This is a genomic window from Paractinoplanes rhizophilus (assembly GCF_042664765.1).
GTDB lineage: Bacteria > Actinomycetota > Actinomycetes > Mycobacteriales > Micromonosporaceae > Actinoplanes > Actinoplanes rhizophilus.
The window spans coordinates 190,267-209,899 of record NZ_JBHTBJ010000011.1 but is presented as its reverse complement, the minus strand read 5'-3'; the positions used below and the strand labels follow the sequence as shown (position 1 = coordinate 209,899).

Below are 19,633 nucleotides of genomic sequence, written 5' to 3'. Positions count from 1 at the left end.
CGGCAGGAACGGAACCAAGTTGACTGTGATTTGCACCTAACCGGCCGCGATGCTGGCCGCCGCCGCGATGCCCGCGCTGCGCACCCGGGCGGCGGCGAGCGTCCCCGCCGCGGTCGAGTGAGCATCCCGGAATCTCCGGAGGGCCTCCCCGAGATCTCGGACAATGCGCAGTGGGCGGCCCGCGCGACGGGCCCCGGCCGCTCGCTGCGTACCCTCGCCACCGACCACCACCGGGCCCGCCCCGCGAGGCCGGGCCGCACTTCGCCACGTCCGGCGCCGGGGCCGGGCCGGATCACCGACCACCGGAGAGGAGGGCGGACGTGACGATCACCCAGGAAGCACCCTTGCAGGCGCCGTCGCGGACACCAACCCACAACCAGGCCTCGCTGATCGTGCACGGCCGCGACCGCACCGGCATCGTCGCGGCCGTCGGCTCGGTGCTCAGCAAGCACGAGGCGAACATCGTGTCGCTGGACCAATACAGCGACAACCCGCACGGCGGGGCGTTCTTCCAGCGTACGGTGTTCGGCCTCGACAACCTCAAGGCGGCGCTGCCACACATCGACGACGACCTGAAGGCGCGGCTCGGCACGGGATTCGAGCTCGAGTTCCGGCTCCGCGATCTGTCCATCCCGCACCGCGTGGCGATCTTCGCCTCGAAGGCCGACCACTGCCTGCTCGACCTGTTGTGGCGGCACCGGCGGGGCGAGCTGCCGATCACCGTCGCCATGGTGATCTCGAACCACCCGGACACCGCCGGCGAGGTGCGCGCGTTCGGCATCCCGTTCTTCCACGTGCCGTCGGCGGGCCCGGACAAGTCGGCCGCCGAGGCCCAGCACCTGGCACTGCTCAAGGGCAACGTCGACTTCATCGTGCTGGCCCGCTACATGCAGATCCTCTCCGGCGGCTTCATCGCCGAGGTGGGCGTGCCGATCATCAACATCCACCACTCGTTCCTGCCGGCGTTCATCGGCGCCGGGCCGTACGCGCGGGCCAAGGAGCGCGGCGTCAAGCTGGTCGGCGCGACCGCGCACTACGTCACCGAGGACCTGGACGAGGGGCCGATCATCGAGCAGGACGTGGTGCGGGTCAGCCACGCGCACACCGTCGCCGACCTGCGCCGCCGCGGAGCGGACGTGGAGCGCGACGTGCTGTCCCGGGCGGTGCTGTGGCACAGCGAGGACCGGGTGATCCGGCACGAGAACCACACCATCGTCTTCGCGTGAGGCGCCGGCAACCGGGCGCCGGACACAATGGACGCTGCGTGACACCATGAGCGTCGATGAGCACGAAGCCCTCCCCCGCCGAGCGGGCCCGTAACGGCATCCGCTCCTGGGTTCGCGCGACCGGCTCCGGGGTGCGCCGCGCCACCCCGTACGCGATCCTCGCCTTCCTGTCCGCGTCGGCGGTCGCCCCGATCGCCGGCGCGGCGCTGGGCGCCCCCGCCGAGTACTCCGCGGCGCTCGACCAGCTCGGCGGGATGGGCAGCAACTATCTCGCCGACGCGCTGGCGGCCACGGCCGCGCGGGCGCCGGCCGCGGAGCGGGACTGGCGGGACGCGGTCGCCGCCGAGCTGCTGGCCCGCCTCGAGGCCGGCGACACCGGCCTGCGCGACGAGCTCACCGGCCTGCTGCACGCGGTCGGCGCCGTCGAGGCCGCGCTGCTGGCCGCGGACGCCGAGAACAGGCAGCAGTTCGCCGCCGCCTTCGAGAGCCTGCACGCCCTGACCGCCGACAACCGGCGGGTGCTCGACGAGATCCGGCTCGGGCTCAGCCAGCAGATCGAGGAGCACCGCCGGGACACCACCCGGGTGCTGGGCGCCCTGGCCGCCACGACTTCGCTGATCCGCGCGCTGCGAGATCCCGCGCCGGCGGCCCCGGCCGTCCGGAACACCGCGACCGCGAGTCCGTACCCCGGGCTGGCCAGCTTCGACATCGAGGACGCGCCGTTCTTCCACGGCCGCGAGCAGCTCGTCCGGCTGCTGCTCGGCCGCCTCGACGAGCACCTGCTCGGCGGCCCGCCGCTGGTCGTCGTCGGCGCATCCGGCGCCGGGAAGTCCTCGCTGCTGCGGGCCGGTCTGCTCCCCCTGGTCGCCGCGGACGGCCTCGGTGCGGGCAGCGGCGCCTGGCCCTGGCTGATCATGACGCCCGGCGCGACGCCCCTCGAGACCCTGCGCGCCGGCCTGCCGCCCGGGGGCCGCCGGATCATCCTGGTCGACCAGTTCGAGGAGCTGTTCACCCAGTGCCCCGATCCGGCGCGGCGCGCGGCCTTCGTGGCGGCGCTCACCGCCGTACCGGAAACGCTTTTGATCATTGCCGTGCGCGCCGATTTCTATCAGCAGTGCACCGAGCTGCCGCCGATGGCCGCCCTGCTCGGCCCCGGCCAGGTCGTGGTGGGGCCGATGACCGACGACGAGCTGCGGCGCGCCATCGCCTCCCCGGCCCGCGACGCCGGACTCACCATCGAGCCGGGCCTGGTCGAGGTGCTGCTGCGCGACCACGAGCCGGGCGCGCTGCCGCTGCTCGCGCACGCGCTGCGGGCCACCTGGGAGCGGCGCGAGGGCGACACCCTCACGGTGGCCGGCTATCACGCGACCGGCGGCATCCGGCGGGCCGTCGCGGCCAGCGCCGAGCACGTGTACGGCGCCCTGACCGAACCCGCCCGCGAAGCGCTGCGCGCGGAGCTGCTGGGCCTCGTGACGATCGTGGACGGCCTGGCGGTGCGGCGGCGGGCGGCCCTGTCCGAGGTGACCATGCCGGTGCTGCGCCCGCTCGTCGCCGCGCGCCTGGTGACGGCCGGCGACGACACCGTCGAGATCAGCCACGAGGCGCTGCTGGACGGGTGGCCCCGGCTCGCCGGCTGGCTCGCCGACGCCCGCGAGGAGATCCTGCTGCGCCAGCGGCTGGCGCAGGCGGCGCGGGACTGGCAGGCGGCCGGCGAGGATCCCGACCTGCTCTACCGGGGCGCCCGGCTGGCCGCGGCAGCCGAGATGCGGGCCGAGCTTCCCGAGGCGCAACGCCGCTTTCTCGCCGCCTCGGCCGCGGCGGCCGAGCAGCGGGCGCTGGCCGAGCGGCGCACCACCCGGCGGCTGCGCCGGCTGGTGGCCGGGCTCGCGGTCGCGCTGCTGCTGGTCGTGGCCGGCGGTCTGGTCGCGCTCGGCCAGAGCCGCGAGGCGCGGGCCAACGGGCAGGTGGCCCGCTCCCGGCAGCTGGCCGCCGAGTCGCAAACCGAGCACTATGCCGATCCGCTGTCCTCGGTGGACAAGGCGCTGCGCGCGTGGGAGGCCGCGCCGACCCTCGAGGCCCGCGGCGCGCTGATTTACGCACAGCAGGCCATGCTGATCGGCCGGCTGGGCAAGCGCGCCGGGGCGGCGGACGTGGCGGTGAGCGCCGATGGCCGGCTCGTCGCGGCCGGCTACCCCAACGGCGAGATCGAGCTCTGGGACGCCGCCGCGCTCACCCGGGCCGGCCCGCCGATGCGCCACCCGACCGACAAGGACGATCCCGAGACCACCAACATGCAATGGCTCGCCTTCTCGCCGGACGGCAAATTCCTGGCGTCGAGCGCGACCGAGAAGAAGGGCGTCGCCCTCTGGGACGTCGCGACCGGCAAGCTGCTGCGCCGGCTGGACGCCTTCGGCGCGGTCGCCTGGCTGCCCGATTCCTCGGCCGTGCTAGCGGCGCATTTCCGCGCGGCGCTCGCGATCGGCGAGTGGAGCCCGGCAACCGGCGCCCTGCTGCGGTCGACGCCGGCGCCGGTGCCACCCGGCATCGGACTGGCGGTCAGCGCCGGCGGCGACTACCTGGCCGTCGGCGGGCCCGACGGCGGCGCGCTGCTCGACCGCGCCGAGGGGACCGTGCTGGCCCGGATCCCGGACGCCGCCGGGGTGGGTTTCGCGGCCGACGACACGCTGTTCAGCCGGGGGCGCCGCCCCGGCAGCCCGCCGGAGGCCCGGCGCCCGTCGACCGGCTGGCGGGTCGAGCACCTGACCGACCCGGGCGGGGCGGGGCCGCAGCCGGAGGACCGCAGTTGGCGATTCGAGGTCACGCCGGACGGCCGGATGCTGATCCCGAGCAGCAGGATCGGCCAGACGATGCAGCTGACCACCGGCGGCGTGCTCGCCGACCTGGGCTATCTGACCAATCTGCCCCGCGAGTACGGGCTCTCCGGCGACGGGCAGGTGCTCGCCGTGGCCGGCGCGCAGGACCCGCCGACGCTGGTGCGGATCGGCGGCCCGGCGCTCCCCCATCCGCAGGTCGTCACGCGCCTGGCGGTCGACCCGTCCGGCGGCTGGCTCGCCACCGGCTCCGCCGACCCGGCGATCCGCATCTGGGACCCGCGCACCGGGCGGCTGCGCTCGACGATCCCGGTGCGCGCCGACGACGGGCCGCTCGGCCTCGCGTACGGCCCGGACGGGGTGCTGGCCGCCGTCTTCAACCAGGGCAACCAGGTGCTGCTCTACGACCGTCAGCTACGGCCGCGGAAGGCGCTCACCTTCGACCCCGCGCTGTATCCGGGAAACCTGGCCTGGTCGCCCGGCGGTGCTCTGCTGGCCGTCGTGACCAACCCGCGCGCCAACCTCACGCAGCCCGAGGCCGAGGTGCAGAAGCGCGACGACGTCGATGTGATTGTGTGGGACACCCGCACGTACGCGAAGGTCGCCGAGCTGAGGCTGCCCGGGCACCTCGCCATGCAGCCGACCTTCACCCCGGACGGAAAATACCTGCTGGTGACGAGCAACCACGTGGTCAGCGGCGGCCAGGCCGGCGCCGTCTGGCGCTTCCGCACGTCCGGCCTGACCGTGGTCGACTCGCGGGAGCTGCCCGACGAGGTCGACGAGATCACGGTCAGCCCCGACTCCGCCGCGCTGGCGGTCGCGGCCGGCAGCCGCGCCGCGGTGCTCAGCGTGGACGGACTCGCCCCGCTGCGCACGATCGGCGGTCATCCGGCGCCGGTGACCCGGGTGGTCTGGTCGCCGGACGGCGCCACGATCGCCACCGCCACCGACACCACCGACGGGCGGATCAAGCTGTGGGACGCCGGGTCCGGCGCGCCCGTCGCCGAGGTGCGCGGCAACAGCAACAATTGGGGCCAGATCCGCTTCGCCGCCGGGGGCCGCACGCTGTTCGCCGGCCTCAACGACTGGACGGTCGGCATCTGGCGGCTGGATCCCGGCGAGGCGGTGCGCCGGCTCTGCGCCGTGGCCGGGCCGCCCGCCCGGGCCGGCGGCGGGGAACCGCCGGCCCTCTGCCGCTCCTGACCCTCGATCGCGGGCGCGGCAGGCGGTCCGGCGGTCCGGCGCGGCCGGGTGTGGCACGAACCACAGCGAGGAGCGCGGGGAGTGCCGGAGCGACCACGATGCGGTCGGCGGGACGGGTACGGCGCCCGAACCGGTGACCCTTCGTCCCCTTTGGCCGCAGTTGGTGACCATCACGGGAAGCCGACCGGTCGAATCGAGTCCCGTCGATAAGATCCCGTTCCGGAACTAAAGGATCACAAGCGGTCACACCGGCCCCGTTGCGCCCCTATGGCCGATTGACTATCGCAAGGTGAAGATATATCTGTTTCTCTGCGATGTCGGCGCCCGGCAGCGCTCGTCCGTGTGTCTTTCGTGTGTCCGGAGGAGTTGACGCATGCCGGGACAGCCCGCACGCCCCAACGGCAAGGTGCCCGCCCTCAAAGGCAAGAAACAGAAGTCGCCTTTCTGGGCCAAAGCGGTCACCACGCTCGGTGCGTTCCTGGCGGTCCTCAGCCTGAGCGGCGTGGTGGGCGTCAAGTACTTCATGGGTCAGCTCACCCACGACATCCAGACCACCTCGAGCGTGCTCGACGGCGAGAGCGGCAGCAACGTCACGGCGAGCGGCAAGCTCCCGGACGGCGCGATGAACCTGCTGATGCTCGGCCTCGACACCCGGGCGGGCTGGGAGGCGCGGGGCGAGAGCTCCCGCTCCGACACGATGATGATCCTGCACATCACCGCGGCGCACGACCAGGCGTACATGATCTCGATCCCGCGCGACATGATCGTGAACATCCCGGCCGACAAGGCGCTGGGCACCAACGCCCAGACCGGCAAGATCAACGGCGCGTACGCGATCGGCTCGGAGAACAAGCGCGGCTGGACCGGCGGCGCGAAGCTGGCCACCAAGACCGTGCACGAGCTGACCGGGATCAACTTCGACGGCGTCGTGGTCATCGACTTCGAGGGCTTCAAGGGCATGCTCGAGGCGATGGGCGGCGTGCACATGTGCGTCGACAAGGACGTCTGGTCGAGCCACTACATCGTCGTCAACGGCCAGGTGCGGTACAACTCGGGCGCCGACCCGCAGACCGCGCCCCGCAACGCGCTCTGGTTCAAGAAGGGCTGCCGCAACATGCAGCCGTGGGAGGCGCTCGAGTTCTCCCGGATCCGGCACTCCTCCAACGGCGACTACGACCGGCAGCGTCACCAGCAGCAGCTGCTGCGGGCCATGGCCAAGAAGGCGACCAGCGCCGGCATCATCACCAACCCGACCAAGGTGGCGAACATCCTGAAGGCGGCCGGCTCGTCGCTCAAGATGGACACCCACGGCGTCGAGGTCTCCGACTTCATCTTCGGCCTCAAGGGCCTGGCCGCCGCCGACCTGATCCCGATCAAGACCAACGGCGGCACGTTCGCCAAGTCGTCCGACGGCACCGGCGAGGGCGTCACCCAGGACACCCGGGACCTGTTCAAGGCGACCGCCGACGACAAGCTGCGCGACTTCCTGGGCCAGCACCCGGAGATGCTGATCAGCGACGGCTCCGACAAGTAGCCGATCTCAGGCCGGCGCGGCGTCCGGGAAGGACACCTGCACCCGGAGCCCGTCGCGGCCGGTCGACTGAGCCGCGATCGTGCCCTCGTGGGCGCGGGTGATCGAGCGGGCGATCGACAGCCCCAGCCCGGCGCCGCCGCTGTGGTCGATCCGGGTGCCGGCGAGGCGGTGGAACGGCTCGAACAGCCCGCCGACCTCCTCGGGCGGCACGTCGTCGCCGGTGTTCGCCACCACCAGGGCGGGGTTGCCGCCGACCCGCACCTCGACGGCGCCGCCGGGGCGGTTGTATTTGATCGAGTTCTGCACGAGGTTGGTCACCAGGCGTTCGAGCAGCACCCGCTCGCCCGTCACCACCCGGGGCCGCAGGTCGCTGGTGACGGTGACGCCGGCCTCGGCGGCCCGCGCCTCGTGCGCGTCGAGCACCTGCCGGGTGACCTCGTCGAGGCGCACCGGCGCGCGGGACACCAGGCCCCGGTCGCTCTCGGCCAGCACCAGCAGGCCCTCGATCAGCCGCTCGTTGCGCTGGTTGGTCTCCAGCAGCTGGGCGGCGAGCAGCTCGATCTGGTCGGGCTTGAGGTCGCGGGCCATGCCGACCTCGATCAGCGTGCGCTGCACGGCGAGCGGGGTGCGCAACTCGTGCGAGGCGTCGGCGGCGAACCGGCGCTGCGCGTCGTAGCCGACCGCGATGCGGTCCATCATCTCGTCGATGGTGCGGCCGAGCGCGGCGAGCTCGCCGCGGCCCGGGCCGGGCCGCAGGCGGTGGCCGAGGTTCTGCGGGCCGACGTCGGCGATCATCGGGATCAGGTCGCGGACCGGCTGCAGGCACCAGCGGATCGCGGCGAGGCAAGCCACGAGCAAAAGACCGAGCACGAGTACGCGGGCCGCGAGCGGGACGATGCTGGGATGCCGGAACAACTGGGTGCAGAAGTAGGAGGTGTTCGCGTCCGGGGCGCCGCGACACGGCGACGGCACGAAGTCGCTCCACAGGTCGAGCAACGCGTCGGCGACGCGCGGCACGAACGGGGCGGCGACCAGCAGGACGGCGCAGACCAGCAGCATCCGCCGGGCCGGGGAGCGGTTCGTCACCTCATGTGCCCAGCCGGTAGCCGACCCGGGGCACGGTGTGGATCACCGGCGGGTCGCCCAGCTTCCGGCGCAGGGTCATGATGGTGACCCGGACCGAGTTGGTGAACGGGTCGGCGTTCTCGTCCCACGCCTGCTCGAGCAGGTCCTCGGCGCTGACCACCTGGCCGCCGGCCCGCAGCAGCACCTCGAGGACGGCGAACTCCTTGGGCGAGAGCGAGAGCACCAGGCCGTCCCGGGCCGCGGTGTGCCGGGTGGTGTCCAGGGTCACGCCGTCGCGCTCCAGCACCGGCGGCAGCGCCGGGGCCGAGCGCCGGGACAGCGCCAGCAGGCGGGCCACCAGCTCGGCGAACGCGAACGGCTTGGTCAGATAGTCGTCGGCGCCCAGGCCGAGGCCCTCGACCCGGTCGCGGATCCCGGCCGCGGCGGTGAGCAGCAGCACCCGGGTGGTCGCGCCGGAGTCGACGATGCGGCGGCACACCTCGTCCCCGGTGTGACCGGGCATGTCGCGGTCGAGGACGGCCACGTCGTACCGGTTGAGGTCCAGCCGTTCCAGGGCGCTGTCCCCGTCGTACACGACGTCGACCGCCATCGCCCGCTGCCGCAACCCCTCGGCCACCGTGTCGGCGAGCATCCGCTCGTCGTCGGCCAGCAGCACCCGCACTCGCCCATCCCCCACTCGTCACCGGATCAGCAAGGCTCGCACGGCGCGGATAAAGGTTTCGTAAACGCTGCGCTGACGCCCGCCCGACGGCCGTCGCGGCAGCATCCTCACCGTGTCCCGAAACTACCTCGTCCTCGTCCTGGCAGCCGCCGCAATGGTGGTCGTGCCCGCGCAACCCGCGGCCGCGATCGCGCACGGCGACCACGTCCCGGCCGGCCGGTACCGGTTCGCCACCAAGCTGACCATGACCGGCATCCCGACGTCCGGCGGCGGCACCCGGGACAGCTGGTGCTCCGGGGCGCTCGTGGCCCCGCGCTGGGTGATCACCGCCGGGCACTGCTTCCGGGACGCCGCCGGCAAGCGGGTCAGCCGCACGGTGGCCGACCGGACGACGGCGCTCTTCGACGGCCGGCAGGTGGAGGTCGTGGCGGCCGTCCAGGCGCCGCACCACGACGACGTGGCCCTCGCCGAACTTGCCGCGCCGGTCACCGGCATCGAGCCGATCCGGATCGGCGACACGCCCCCGAAGGCCGGCGACGTGCTGCGGCTGATCGGCTACGGCCTGACCGACGGGGACGAGTCGGCCGGTTCGCCCGGCCTGCGCACCGGGCTGTTCGTCGTGGGCCAGGTGCGGGACTCGCTGCTCGACGTGTCGGGCAACCGGCCCCGCCGCGACACCAGCGCGTGCCTGCACGACTCCGGCGGGCCGTACTTCTCCGAGGCGAAGGACGGCACGGCGATCCTGCGGGCGGTGGTCAGCACCGGCCCGGACTGCCCGCACGCCGGCGCCGACTTCGCCGCGCGCACCGACCAGCTCGGCGACTGGATCGCCGACACCACGCGGGCTCGGCCGGGTTATGCGCGCTGGCCGCTCATCGCCGGCGTGGTGGTCGCGCTGGCCGCGGTGCTGGCGCTCACGCTCGTGCTCCGGCGCGGATCGCGCCCGCGCTGAGCCGCCGATCGCCGGGTGCGCGGAGCCGCCGAGCCGCGGTCGGCGACGGCGTCCAATCCGCAGGCCCGCAGACCGCGGGCGGCGACGGCGTCAGGCGCGCAAGCCGCGATCGACGAACGCGATCAGCCACTCGAAGCTCTCGTCGGTGCTGGTGTCCATCTCGAAGCCGCCGGCCGACTCGATCGCCGCGAAGCCGACGAACAGGCTGCGCAGCAGGCGCAGCGCGTGCACGGTGTCGGCCGGGTCCAGCGGGTACCCGGTGAGGACGGCGGCCAGCGAGTCGAGCACGCGCGCGCCCGCCACGGCGACCGGGTCGTCCGGCCCGGTGGCGTTGAGCGGCAGCGTGGCCGCGTAGCGCCCGGGATGCTCCACCACGAAGGCGCGCATCGCGCGGGCCGCGGCCCCGAGCGCGTCGCGGCCGGCCCGGCCCTGCAGCGCGTCCCGCAGCGCGTCGCCCAGCTCGGTGAGCGCGAGCGCGGCGATCCGGTGGTTGAGGTCGGCCTGGCCGGCGACGTGCTTGTAGAGCGACGGCGCGCGCACGCCGAGGCGCTCGGCCAGCGCGCCCATCGTCACGTTGGCCAGGCCGATCTCGTCGGCCAGCCCGGCGGCGGCGGCGACCACGGCCGCCGGGTCGAGCCCGGCCCTAGGCACGCGCGTACGCCTTGAGGAACGGCAGCAGCAGCGCCACCGTCTCGTCGGGGAACTGGGTGTGCGGGTAGTGCCCGGCGCCCTCGATCATCTCGAGCGTGCCGACGCCGGCCGGCATCGCCGCCACGATCGCCTCGCCCTCGGCGCGCGGGTCGGCCCAGTCCGGGTCGAGCGTGCCCTCGACGATCAGCGCCGGGACGCGGACGTTGCCGAGCTGCTCCCCCGCGTCGGCCGGGGTGGACTGCCCCATGCGCTGCATCGCCCTCATCCGGCCCGGCTCGCCGAGCATGGCCGCCATGCCGCGCAGCTGGTCGGCCCAGTCGGCCGGGCGGCGGCCCGGCACCGCGACGTCGAGGTATTTGAGCCACCACCGCGCGCTGCCCAGGATGCCGGTCATCATCAGCCGCGTCATGCCGGTGCGGTATCGCCGGACCCGCAGGTCGCCGAGGCGGATCGACTGCTTGCGGGTGAACGGCGCCAGCTCGACGACGCCCTCGACCAGCTCGGGCGCCCGGGCCGCGGCGATGGTGACCGCGCCGCCCGAGATCGAGTGCCCGACCAGCACGGCCGGCCCGCCGAGGTGCCGTACCAGCGCGAGCAGATCGCCGGCGATGTCGGTGCGGGTGTACGACGGCCAGTCGGCGCTCGACTCGCCGGTGCCGCGCAGGTCGGTGGCGGCGACCCGATAACCCGCCGCGACCAGCTGCGGGACCACGAAACGGTAGGCCGCGCGGCTGTCGCCCATGCCGTGCGCGAGGACGACCAGCGGCCCGGACCCGCTGACCTCATAAGCGATCGTGCCGCCGTCGACGGCGAGGAACTCGGTCATGTCAGCCTCCATGGCTAATGTCGTTAGCTAAAAGCTAATACGATTAGCCGCCGCCGTCAAGTCACCGGCTCGGCCGGGTTGCCGTACGGATGAAAAGAAACGCCGCCCGGCGGAAAGCCGGGCGGCGTGGGCGAATCGGGGTTCACGAGCCGTAGTTGTACGACCCTCCGGTGCCGGGGACCTTGGTGGGCAGGCCCTTGCGGGCCCGCTCGCCGCGCAGCGCCACCTCGACGATGTCCCAGGCCGTGCCGAGCACCAGCAGCGCGATGATGCCCGCCGACAGCCAGCCCCGCACGTCGGCGGCCGGGCCGAGGTCGGCGAACTGCTGGAACTCCGGGTTGAAGAACCGGTCGGCGGCGAGCAACCACACCAGCGGCACCGTCGACAGCAGCGTCACCACGGCGTTGACGACCGAGACCCGGCGGTTCCACGTGCCGAGGCGCCACACCCAGACCGCGTAGACGCCGCGCAGGGCGAACGCGACGATCAGGAACGGCCACCAGAAGGACCAGTTGGCCGGGTCGAGCACCGGGACGTCGGTGAACGTGAACTGCTGCAGGATCAGCGCGGCGATCAGCATGACCGGCCACGCGATGCCGAGGGCCATCTCGGGGGTGGTCATGCCGCCGGGCTGATAGCGCGGCAGATCCTTGACCGACCAGGTGGGACGCAGACTCGCCTTGGCCGCGCCGGAGCGGTCGATGATGACGAAGACCAGCGTGGTCCAGAACACCATCTGGATGCCGACGTTGAGGATCGCGGTGACCGCGCCGCCGATGACCTTGCCGATGTCGGGGTCGTCGAACAGCTGGACGATCACGACCACCGCCACCACGATCGGCAGCACCGTGGACAACAGCGTGATGGTCAGCTTGCGCCAGGGCGTGTAGAGCGCCGGGCCGATCAGATAGTTGGGCCGGCCGGCGTAGCTGTCGGCCAGCCGATCGGGGTCGCCGAGCTCGGTGAGCGCCGCCTCGACGGCGGCGTCACGCGACTCGCCGGCCTCGACGCGGGCGTCCACCGCGTCCTCGATGGAGGCGCGCAGCTCGCGGTCGATGTCGGCCCGCTGCCGCTCGGGGACGCGACGAAGGGCGGTGTAGACGTAACGGTCGACGAGATTGGTCATTTCCTGCTCCCCGTGGTCGGATCGAGATCGGTGATCGCCTTGTCGAGGCGTGCCCACTCCTCGCGCAGCGCGGTGGCGATCGCGTCGCCCTGCGCGGTGGTGCGGTAGAACTTGCGCGGCCGCGCCTCATCGGTGTTCCACTCGCTGGTCAGCAGCCCCTGCGCCTCGAGCCGGCGCAGCAGCGGATAGAGCGTGTTGGCCTCCACCTCGAAGCCGGCCGCGCTCAGCGTCTCGAGCAGCGAATATCCATAACCCGGCTCCCGCAGCACGGTCAGACTCGCCACGACAACCGTGCCGCGCCGCAACTCTTGGAGGTGCCCCGAGAGCGTCGCATCCATTGTCATGCCCAACACGATACTGTGTCTCGCACACTATGACAACCCACTACAGCAATGCGCGGCAGCATCGATCGCGCGGCGACGCCTTGATGAGTTGGCGCTCGCGGCAAACGGCACTTCATGAAGATCCGGCCCGCCGCACCGGGCGGGGCGGTCAGGCCGGGAGGCCGTCCAGGCGGGCGAGGACCTGCAGCATCACCTCGTCGGCGCCCGCGCCGATCGAAGTGAGGCGAACATCGCGCAGCATGCGGGCGGTCCACGTCTCCTCGAGATAGCCGGCGCCGCCGTGGAACTGCAAGCACCAGTCCGCCACCTCGCGGATCAGGCGGCCCGCCTTGAGCTTCGCCACCGTGGCCATGCGGGTGATGTCCTCGCCGGCCATCAGCGCCTCGCACGTCTGCAGGTTGTGGCTGCGCAGCAGGTCGACCTCGGCCTGCAGCTCGGTGAGGCGGAACGCCACGTACTGCCGGTCCGCCAGCGGCCGCCCGAAAACGGACCGCTGGTGCACGAACTCGCGCGTGCGGTCGAGGGCGTACTGGCACTGGCCGGCCGTGGTGTAGGCGGCGAACATCCGCTCGGTGACGAACTGGCGCATCTGCTGCTGGAAGCCGCGGCCGACGGCGCCGATGGTGTTGGCCACCGGCACGCGCACCTCGTCGAGGACGAGCTCGGCGGTGTCGGAGCAGCGGTTGCCGAGCTTGTCGAAGGTGCGCGCCACCCGCACGTCCGCGGTGGGCACCACGATCTGCGACATGCCGCGGTAGCCGCCCTCGTCGGAGGTGCGGGCGAGCAGGCACAGCCAGTCGGCCTGGGCGCCGTTGGTGATGAACACCTTCCGGCCGGTGATCACCCAGTCGTCGCCGTCGCGGACCGCGCGAGTGCGCAGGCGGGAGACGTCGGAGCCGGTATCGGGCTCGGTGACCGCGATCGCGGCGACGGCGGTGCCGGCGATCGCGGGCCGCAGAAACTCCTCCTTCAACGAAGGCGAGCCGAACTCGTGCAGCGAGGGAGTCGCCATCATCGCCTGGACCCCGATGGCCATGCCGACGCCGCCGGCGTGCATGCGCCCGTACTCCTCGGCGGCGACCAGCTGGAAGCTCGGGTCGGCGCCCTCGCCGCCGTACTCCGGGTCGTACTCGAGGCCCAGCAGGCCGAGGGCCGCGGCCTTGGGGAACAGGTCGTGCAGCGGCGCGCGGCCGGCCGCCTCCCACGCGTCGACGTGCGGGTTGACCTCGGTGTCGACGAACCGGCGGACGCTGTCCCGGAACGCGCTGTGGTCCTCGTTGAGCCGCATTACCGCACGGTAGCTTTCCGGGCCGCCCAAAAACAAGCGCGCTTGCTTGTTTTTGCCGGCTGTGCGAGCCTCGGCGGATGATCCGCATCGGCAACTGCTCCGGCTTCTACGGGGACCGGCTCTCCGCGATGCGGGAGATGCTCGAGGGCGGCGACCTCGACGTGCTCACCGGCGACTACCTCGCCGAGCTCACCATGCTGATCCTCGCCGGCGACCAGCGCGCGGACCCGCGAGCCGGGTACGCCCGGACGTTCCTCAACCAGCTGCGCGACTGCCTGCGGCTGGCGCTCGACCGGCGGGTGCGCATCGTGACCAACGCCGGCGGGGTGAATCCGCCCGCGCTCGTGGCCGCCATCCGCGAGCTGGCGGCCGGGCAGGGCCTCTCCCCCTCGATCGCGCTGGTGCGCGGCGACTCGCTGGGGCCGGGCGCGCACGCGTATCTCGGCGCATTCGGGATAGCGCGCGCCATGGAAGCGGACATCGTGGTCACCGGGCGGGTCACCGACGCCTCGCTGGCGATCGGGCCGGCGATCGCGCGCTTCGGGTGGTCCCGCGACTCCTTCGACCAACTCGCCGGGGCGACCGTGGCGGGGCACGTGATCGAGTGCGGGACGCAGGCAACCGGCGGAAACTTTTCGTTCTTCACCGAAATAGGCGACCTGCTGCACCCGGGGTTTCCGGTCGCGGAGATCTTCGAGGACGGCTCCAGCATCATCACCAAACACCCCGGCACCGGCGGCGCGGTCACCGTCGGCACGGTCACCGCCCAATTGGTGTACGAGGTGCAGGACGCCCGCTACGCCGGTCCCGACGTGACCACCCGCCTGGACAGCGTGACGTTGCGGCAGGAGGCCCCCGACCGGGTGGCGATCTCCCGCGTACGCGGTGAGCCGCCCCCGCCGGATCTGAAGGTCTCCCGCACGCGGCCCGGCGGCTTCCGCAACGAGATGACGGTCGTGCTCACCGGCCTGGACATCGAGGCGAAGGCCGCCCTGTTCCGGCAGCAGTTCGAGGCCGGGCTGACCCGGCGGCCCGCGTCGCTGACGTGGACGCTGGACCGGCTCGACGTGCCCGACGCGCCCACCCAGCGGCAGGCATCGGCCCTGCTCACGGTCGTCGCCCGCGACCCCGACCGGCGCAACGCCGACCGCGCCTTCAGCAACGCCGCGGTCGAGGTGGCGCTGGGGTCCTATCCGGGCTTTTTCGCCACCACGCCGCCGGGCGGGGCGCGTCCCTACGGCGTCTTCACCGCCGGCTTCGTGCCGCAGGAGGTGCCCGTGCACGAGGTCGTGCTCCCGGACGGCGCGGTCGAGCGCATCCCGCCGCCGCCCGCTTGTCAATTTCTTGATCCACTGCCCGGTCCGCAAGCCTCCCCCACCCTGTCCTGGGCGGGGACGAGTGGAGCACGGGGGTACGACAATTCCGCGCCGTTGTCCACCACGCGCCGGCTGCCGCTCGGGACGATCGCCGGGGCGCGCTCGGGCGACAAGGGCGGCGACGCCAACATCGGCGTCTGGGTGCGCAGCCCGGCGGCGTACGCGTGGCTGGTGAATTTGATTTCCGCGGAGCGGGTGCGGGAGCTGCTCCCGGAGACCGCCGCATTGCCGCTGCGCATCACCCGCCTGCCCAACCTCAATGCGGTCAACGTCGTGGTGGAAGGGCTGCTCGGCGCGGGCGTGGCCGACAACGCCCGGTTCGACCCGCAGGCCAAGGGGCTCGCGGAGTGGCTGCGCTCGCGGCACGTCGACATCCCGCTCTCGCTCCTGGAGGAGGCGCCGTGACCGTCCTGCGGTCCATGCTCGACACATCGACGGCCGAGGCGCGGGCGGCCCGCGAGGCCATGCTCGCGGCGCTGGCGGAGATCGGCGCGGAGACCGCGAAGGCGGTGGCCGGCGGCGGCGAGCAGGCCGTGGCCCGGCATCACGCGCGCGGGAAGATGACCGCCCGGGAGCGCATCGAGCTGCTGCTGGATCTGGACTCGCCGTTCCTGGAGCTGGCCGCGCTGGCGGGCTACGGCTCGCAGTTCAATGTGGGCGGCAGCGTGGTCGCGGGGATCGGCGTGGTCAGCGGGGTGGAGTGCCTGCTGGTCGCGAACGATCCGACAGTCAAGGGCGGGTCCAGCAATCCGTGGTCGCTGCGCAAGACGCTGCGGATGCACGAGATCGCGCTGGCCAACCGGCTGCCGCTGATCGCGCTGGTGGAGTCGGGCGGGGCGGACCTGCCGACGCAGAAGGACGTGTTCATCCCGGGCGGGGCGGTGTTCCGCGATCTGACCCGGCTGTCGGCGGCGGGGATCCCGACGGTCGCGCTGGTGTTCGGCAACTCGACCGCCGGCGGGGCCTACCTGCCGGGGATGTGCGACCACGTCGTGATGATCGAGAAGCGGTCGAAGGTGTTCCTGGCCGGACCGCCGCTGGTCAAGGCGGCCACCGGGGAGGAGTCGGACGACGAGTCGCTCGGCGGCGCCGAGATGCACGCCCGGGTGTCCGGCCTGGCGGATCACTACGCGGTGGACGAGCGGGACGCGATCCGGATCGGGCGCCGGATCGTGGCGCGGCTGAACTGGGAAAAGAGCGGCAACCAGCCGGACCGGACGATAAGACCGCGGCATCCCGGCGAAGAGCTTCTCGACATCGTGCCACCGGACCTGAAAACCGCCTTCGACCCCCGCGAGATCATCGCGCGCATCGTGGACGACAGCGACTTCGACGAGGTCAAGCCGCTGTACGGAACGAGCCTGGTGACCGGCTGGGCCCGGCTGCACGGCTACCCGATCGGCATCCTCGCCAACGCCAACGGCGTCCTGTTCAGCGCCGAGGCCCAGAAGGCGGCCCAGTTCATCCAGCTCGCCAACCGGTCGCGCACGCCCCTGCTGTTCCTGCACAACACCACCGGCTACATGGTCGGCCGGGAGTACGAGCAGGGCGGCATCATCAAGCACGGCGCCATGATGATCAACGCGGTCTCGAACTCGCGGGTCCCGCACATCTCGGTGCTGATCGGCAACTCGTACGGCGCCGGCCACTACGGCATGTGCGGCCGCGCGTACGACCCCCGCTTCGTCTTCTCCTGGCCCAGCGCCCGCTCGGCCGTGATGGGCGCCCAGCAGCTCGCCGACGTCACCTACCTGGTGTCCAAGGCGTCGGCGCTGTCCCGCGGCCGGCCCTTCGACGAGGACGGCGCGCAGGTCGTGCGGCAGATGATCGAGCAGCAGATCACCGCCGAGTCGATGCCGCTGGTGCTCTCCGGCCTGGTCTACGACGACGGCATCATCGATCCCCGCGACACCCGCGACGTGCTCGGCGTCGCGTTGTCCGCCATCCATTCGGCCCCGATCATCGGCGCCGAGTCCTACGGCGTCTTCCGGATGTGAGGCACCGATGATCACGAGTGTCCTGGTGGCCAATCGCGGCGAGATCGCCCGCCGGATCTTCGCCACCTGCCGCCGGCGTGGCCTGGCCACGGTCGCCGTCTTCGCCGACGCCGACGCCGACTCCCCGCATGTGCGCGAGGCGGACTGTGCCGTCCGGCTGCCGGGAAGCTCCGCGCAGGACACCTATCTGCGCGCCGACCTGATCATCGAGGCCGCGCGAAAAACCGGTGCCGACGCCATCCACCCCGGATATGGCTTTTTGTCGGAAAACCCGGATTTCGCCCGCGCGGTGGAACGCGCCGGCCTCACCTGGATCGGCCCGACTCCCAGCGCCATCGAGGTCATGGGCTCGAAGATCGAGTCGAAGCGCCGGATGGCCGTGGCCGGCGTCCCCGTGCTCGACCGGCTGGACGTCGCGACCCTCACCGCCGGCGACCTCCCGGTGCTGGTCAAGGCGTCGGCCGGCGGGGGCGGCCGGGGCATGCGCGTGGTCCGCACGCTGGACGAGCTGCCCGAGGCGGTGACCTCCGCCGCCCGCGAGGCGGCCGCCGCCTTCGGCGACCCGACCGTCTTCTGCGAGCGCTACCTCGAGAACGGCCACCACGTCGAGGTCCAGATCATGGCGGACGAGCACGGCACGATCTGGACGCTGGGCGAGCGCGAGTGCTCGCTGCAGCGCCGCCACCAGAAGGTCATCGAGGAGGCGCCCGCGCCGCTGGTCGACCGGATCGGCGGCGACCTGCGCGCCCGCCTGCTCAAGGCCGGCCGGGACGCCGCGGCCGCCGTCGGCTACCGCGGCGCCGGCACGGTCGAGTTCCTCGCCGACGAGTCCGGCGGCTTCTGGTTCCTCGAGATGAACACCCGCCTCCAGGTGGAGCACCCGGTCACCGAGTGCGTGACCGGCGTCGACCTGGTCGGCCTGCAACTCGACGTCGCGGCGGGGCGCAAGCTGAGCGGTCCGGCGCCGGCCGTGCACGGGTACGCGATCGAGGCGCGCCTCTACGCCGAGGATCCCGCCGCGGACTGGCGGCCACAGACCGGAACCCTGGTCACCTTCGACATCCCCGCCACCGACGGCATCCGGCTCGACTCCGGCGTCGAGAGCGGCAGCGTGGTGAGCACCCACTACGACGCCATGCTGGCCAAGGTGATCGCGTACGGGGACGACCGCGAGACCGTGGCCCGCCGGCTCGCCGCGACCCTTCGCCGCGCCCGCATCCACGGCGTCACCACCAACCGCGACCTCCTGGTGGCCAGCCTGCTCCACCCGTCGTTCCTGGACGGCACGGCGAGCACCAGCTTCTACGCCGACCACCCGCCGGTGCGCGACGCCGGGCCCGATCCCCGCCTCGCCGCCGTGGTCGCGGCCCTGGCCGACGCCGCCGCGGACCGCAAGGCCCGCAGCGGCTTCCGCAACATCCCGGTCGGCTACCGCAGCCGCTCGTACCGCCACCGCGACGACGAGATCGAGGTGCGCTACCGGTTCGGACGCGACGGCCTCGAGGTCGACGGCCTGGCGGTCACGCTCGTCGAGGCCGGTCCCGACCGCGTGGTCCTCGACGTCGACGGCGTGCGGCGCGCCTGGTCGGTGGGCCGTTTCGGCGCGGACGACGACGTGTGCCTGGTGGTCGACGGCCCGCTGGGCTCGGTCGAGCTGCGCCGGGTGCCGCGCTTCCCCGACCCCGCGGCCCGGATCCCGGCCGGCGCGCTGATCGCCCCGATGCCCGGCACGGTCGTGCGGGTGGGCGCCGCGGAGGGCGAGCCGGTCGTGGCCGGGCAGCCGCTGGTCTGGCTGGAGGCGATGAAGATGGAGCACGCCGTGCACGCGCCCGCCGACGGCGTCCTGGCCGCGCTGCCGGTCGTCGTCGGCCAGCAGGTCACCCAGGGCACCCCGCTCGCGGTCCTGGCGCCGGCATGACCGAGCTCGCCGGCCCCAAGCAGGACCGCAGCCGCGCCACCCGGCGCCGGCTGCTGGAGACCACGATCCGCTGCCTCGCCACGCACGGCTGGGAAGTCTCGACGGTCGGCTTCATCGCCGGCGAGGCCGGCATCAGCCGGGGAGCGGTGCAACACCATTTCCGTACGCGGGAAGCACTCATCCTCGCGGCGCTGGAGCACATGTTCGAGGAGCGGGCCGCGTTGCTCGACGCCCTGCCCGAGCCCGCACAGGACGGCCCCGAGCGGGTGCACGCCGTGGTGCGCGGCCTGGTCGAGGCGATCATCGGCGGCGACCTGTTCCGCGCCGCCCTGCAGGTCTGGACCGTCGCCGCCGCCGATCCGGCCCTGCGCCTGGCCGTGCTCCCGCTGGAGAGGCGCTTCGCCCGGGGCGTCCACCGGCGGGCCGTACGGCTGCTCGGCGCCGACGACAGCGACCCGTCGGTCCGCGCCCTGATCCAGGCGACGCTCGACATGGCCCGCGGCCTCGCGCTGGCCGACGTGCTCACCGACGACTCCCGGCGGCGGGCCCGGGTGGTGCGCGCGTGGTCGGGCCAGCTGGCGGCGGCGCTGTCCGCGGCATGATTGACAGCATCG

At 72.9% G+C, this 19,633-nt stretch carries 15 protein-coding genes; 8 read left to right on the top strand and 7 right to left on the bottom strand.

What is annotated here, in order from left to right:
* Positions 1–320: 320 nt before the first annotated feature.
* The 3 genes from purU to ACFQS1_RS17985 all read left to right on the top strand — a co-directional run bounded on the left by purU (position 321) and on the right by ACFQS1_RS17985 (position 6,794).
* Positions 321–1,226, top strand: coding sequence for a formyltetrahydrofolate deformylase (purU, locus tag ACFQS1_RS17995; RefSeq protein WP_378969505.1), 906 nt, complete (start codon positions 321–323; stop codon positions 1,224–1,226).
* A 56-nt stretch (positions 1,227–1,282) separates the two neighbouring features.
* Positions 1,283–5,260, top strand: coding sequence for an nSTAND1 domain-containing NTPase (locus tag ACFQS1_RS17990; RefSeq protein WP_378969502.1), 3,978 nt, complete (start codon positions 1,283–1,285; stop codon positions 5,258–5,260).
* Positions 5,261–5,633: 373 nt separating this feature from the next.
* The gene (locus ACFQS1_RS17985; RefSeq protein WP_378969500.1) at positions 5,634–6,794 is read left to right on the top strand and encodes an LCP family protein; all 1,161 of its coding nucleotides are present in this window, start codon (positions 5,634–5,636) and stop codon (positions 6,792–6,794) included.
* A gap of 6 nt (positions 6,795–6,800) precedes the next feature.
* On the opposite strand, the gene ACFQS1_RS17980 is transcribed toward ACFQS1_RS17985, so the two are convergent.
* Both ACFQS1_RS17980 and ACFQS1_RS17975 read right to left on the bottom strand, forming a co-directional pair.
* Positions 6,801–7,880, bottom strand: a complete 1,080-nt coding sequence (locus ACFQS1_RS17980) for a sensor histidine kinase (protein ID WP_378969497.1) — start codon at positions 7,878–7,880, stop codon at positions 6,801–6,803.
* Position 7,881: 1 nt separating this feature from the next.
* Positions 7,882–8,541: a response regulator transcription factor gene (locus ACFQS1_RS17975; protein WP_378969495.1), complete on the bottom strand. Its 660-nt coding sequence runs from the start codon at positions 8,539–8,541 to the stop codon at positions 7,882–7,884.
* 112 nt (positions 8,542–8,653) lie between these two features.
* On the opposite strand from ACFQS1_RS17975, the gene ACFQS1_RS17970 reads away from it, so the two are divergent.
* Complete coding sequence (locus ACFQS1_RS17970) at positions 8,654–9,493, top strand: S1 family peptidase (protein ID WP_378969492.1); 840 nt, start codon at positions 8,654–8,656, stop codon at positions 9,491–9,493.
* Positions 9,494–9,583: 90 nt separating this feature from the next.
* Here the strand turns inward: ACFQS1_RS17970 and ACFQS1_RS17965 are convergent, their stop codons facing one another.
* The 5 genes from ACFQS1_RS17965 to ACFQS1_RS17945 form a co-directional block, all read right to left on the bottom strand.
* Positions 9,584–10,144 (bottom strand): TetR-like C-terminal domain-containing protein, encoded by a 561-nt coding sequence (locus ACFQS1_RS17965; protein WP_378969490.1) that lies wholly within the window; start codon positions 10,142–10,144, stop codon positions 9,584–9,586.
* Positions 10,137–10,970, bottom strand: a complete 834-nt coding sequence (locus ACFQS1_RS17960) for an alpha/beta fold hydrolase (RefSeq protein WP_378969488.1) — start codon at positions 10,968–10,970, stop codon at positions 10,137–10,139. The genes ACFQS1_RS17965 and ACFQS1_RS17960 overlap by 8 nt, the downstream gene beginning before the upstream one ends.
* A gap of 142 nt (positions 10,971–11,112) precedes the next feature.
* On the bottom strand, positions 11,113–12,096 hold the full coding sequence (locus ACFQS1_RS17955; protein WP_378969486.1) for a permease prefix domain 1-containing protein: 984 nt from the start codon (positions 12,094–12,096) through the stop codon (positions 11,113–11,115).
* A complete protein-coding gene (locus ACFQS1_RS17950; RefSeq protein WP_378969483.1) occupies positions 12,093–12,440 on the bottom strand; it encodes a PadR family transcriptional regulator in 348 nt (115 codons plus the stop codon). The genes ACFQS1_RS17955 and ACFQS1_RS17950 overlap by 4 nt, the downstream gene beginning before the upstream one ends.
* A gap of 148 nt (positions 12,441–12,588) precedes the next feature.
* Positions 12,589–13,728, bottom strand: coding sequence for an acyl-CoA dehydrogenase family protein (locus ACFQS1_RS17945; protein WP_378969481.1), 1,140 nt, complete (start codon positions 13,726–13,728; stop codon positions 12,589–12,591).
* A 77-nt stretch (positions 13,729–13,805) separates the two neighbouring features.
* On the opposite strand from ACFQS1_RS17945, the gene ACFQS1_RS17940 reads away from it, so the two are divergent.
* Genes ACFQS1_RS17940 through ACFQS1_RS17925 form a run of 4 tightly spaced genes read left to right on the top strand, consistent with a single transcriptional unit; the run spans position 13,806 to position 19,621 of the window.
* Positions 13,806–15,509: an acyclic terpene utilization AtuA family protein gene (locus ACFQS1_RS17940; RefSeq protein ID WP_378969478.1), complete on the top strand. Its 1,704-nt coding sequence runs from the start codon at positions 13,806–13,808 to the stop codon at positions 15,507–15,509.
* Positions 15,506–17,101, top strand: coding sequence for an acyl-CoA carboxylase subunit beta (locus tag ACFQS1_RS17935; protein ID WP_378969476.1), 1,596 nt, complete (start codon positions 15,506–15,508; stop codon positions 17,099–17,101). The genes ACFQS1_RS17940 and ACFQS1_RS17935 overlap by 4 nt, the downstream gene beginning before the upstream one ends.
* 7 nt (positions 17,102–17,108) lie before the next feature.
* Positions 17,109–19,019 (top strand): ATP-binding protein, encoded by a 1,911-nt coding sequence (locus ACFQS1_RS17930; protein ID WP_378969474.1) that lies wholly within the window; start codon positions 17,109–17,111, stop codon positions 19,017–19,019.
* Positions 19,016–19,621, top strand: coding sequence for a TetR/AcrR family transcriptional regulator (locus tag ACFQS1_RS17925; RefSeq protein ID WP_378969472.1), 606 nt, complete (start codon positions 19,016–19,018; stop codon positions 19,619–19,621). The genes ACFQS1_RS17930 and ACFQS1_RS17925 overlap by 4 nt, the downstream gene beginning before the upstream one ends.
* The last annotated feature ends 12 nt before the right edge of the window (positions 19,622–19,633 follow it).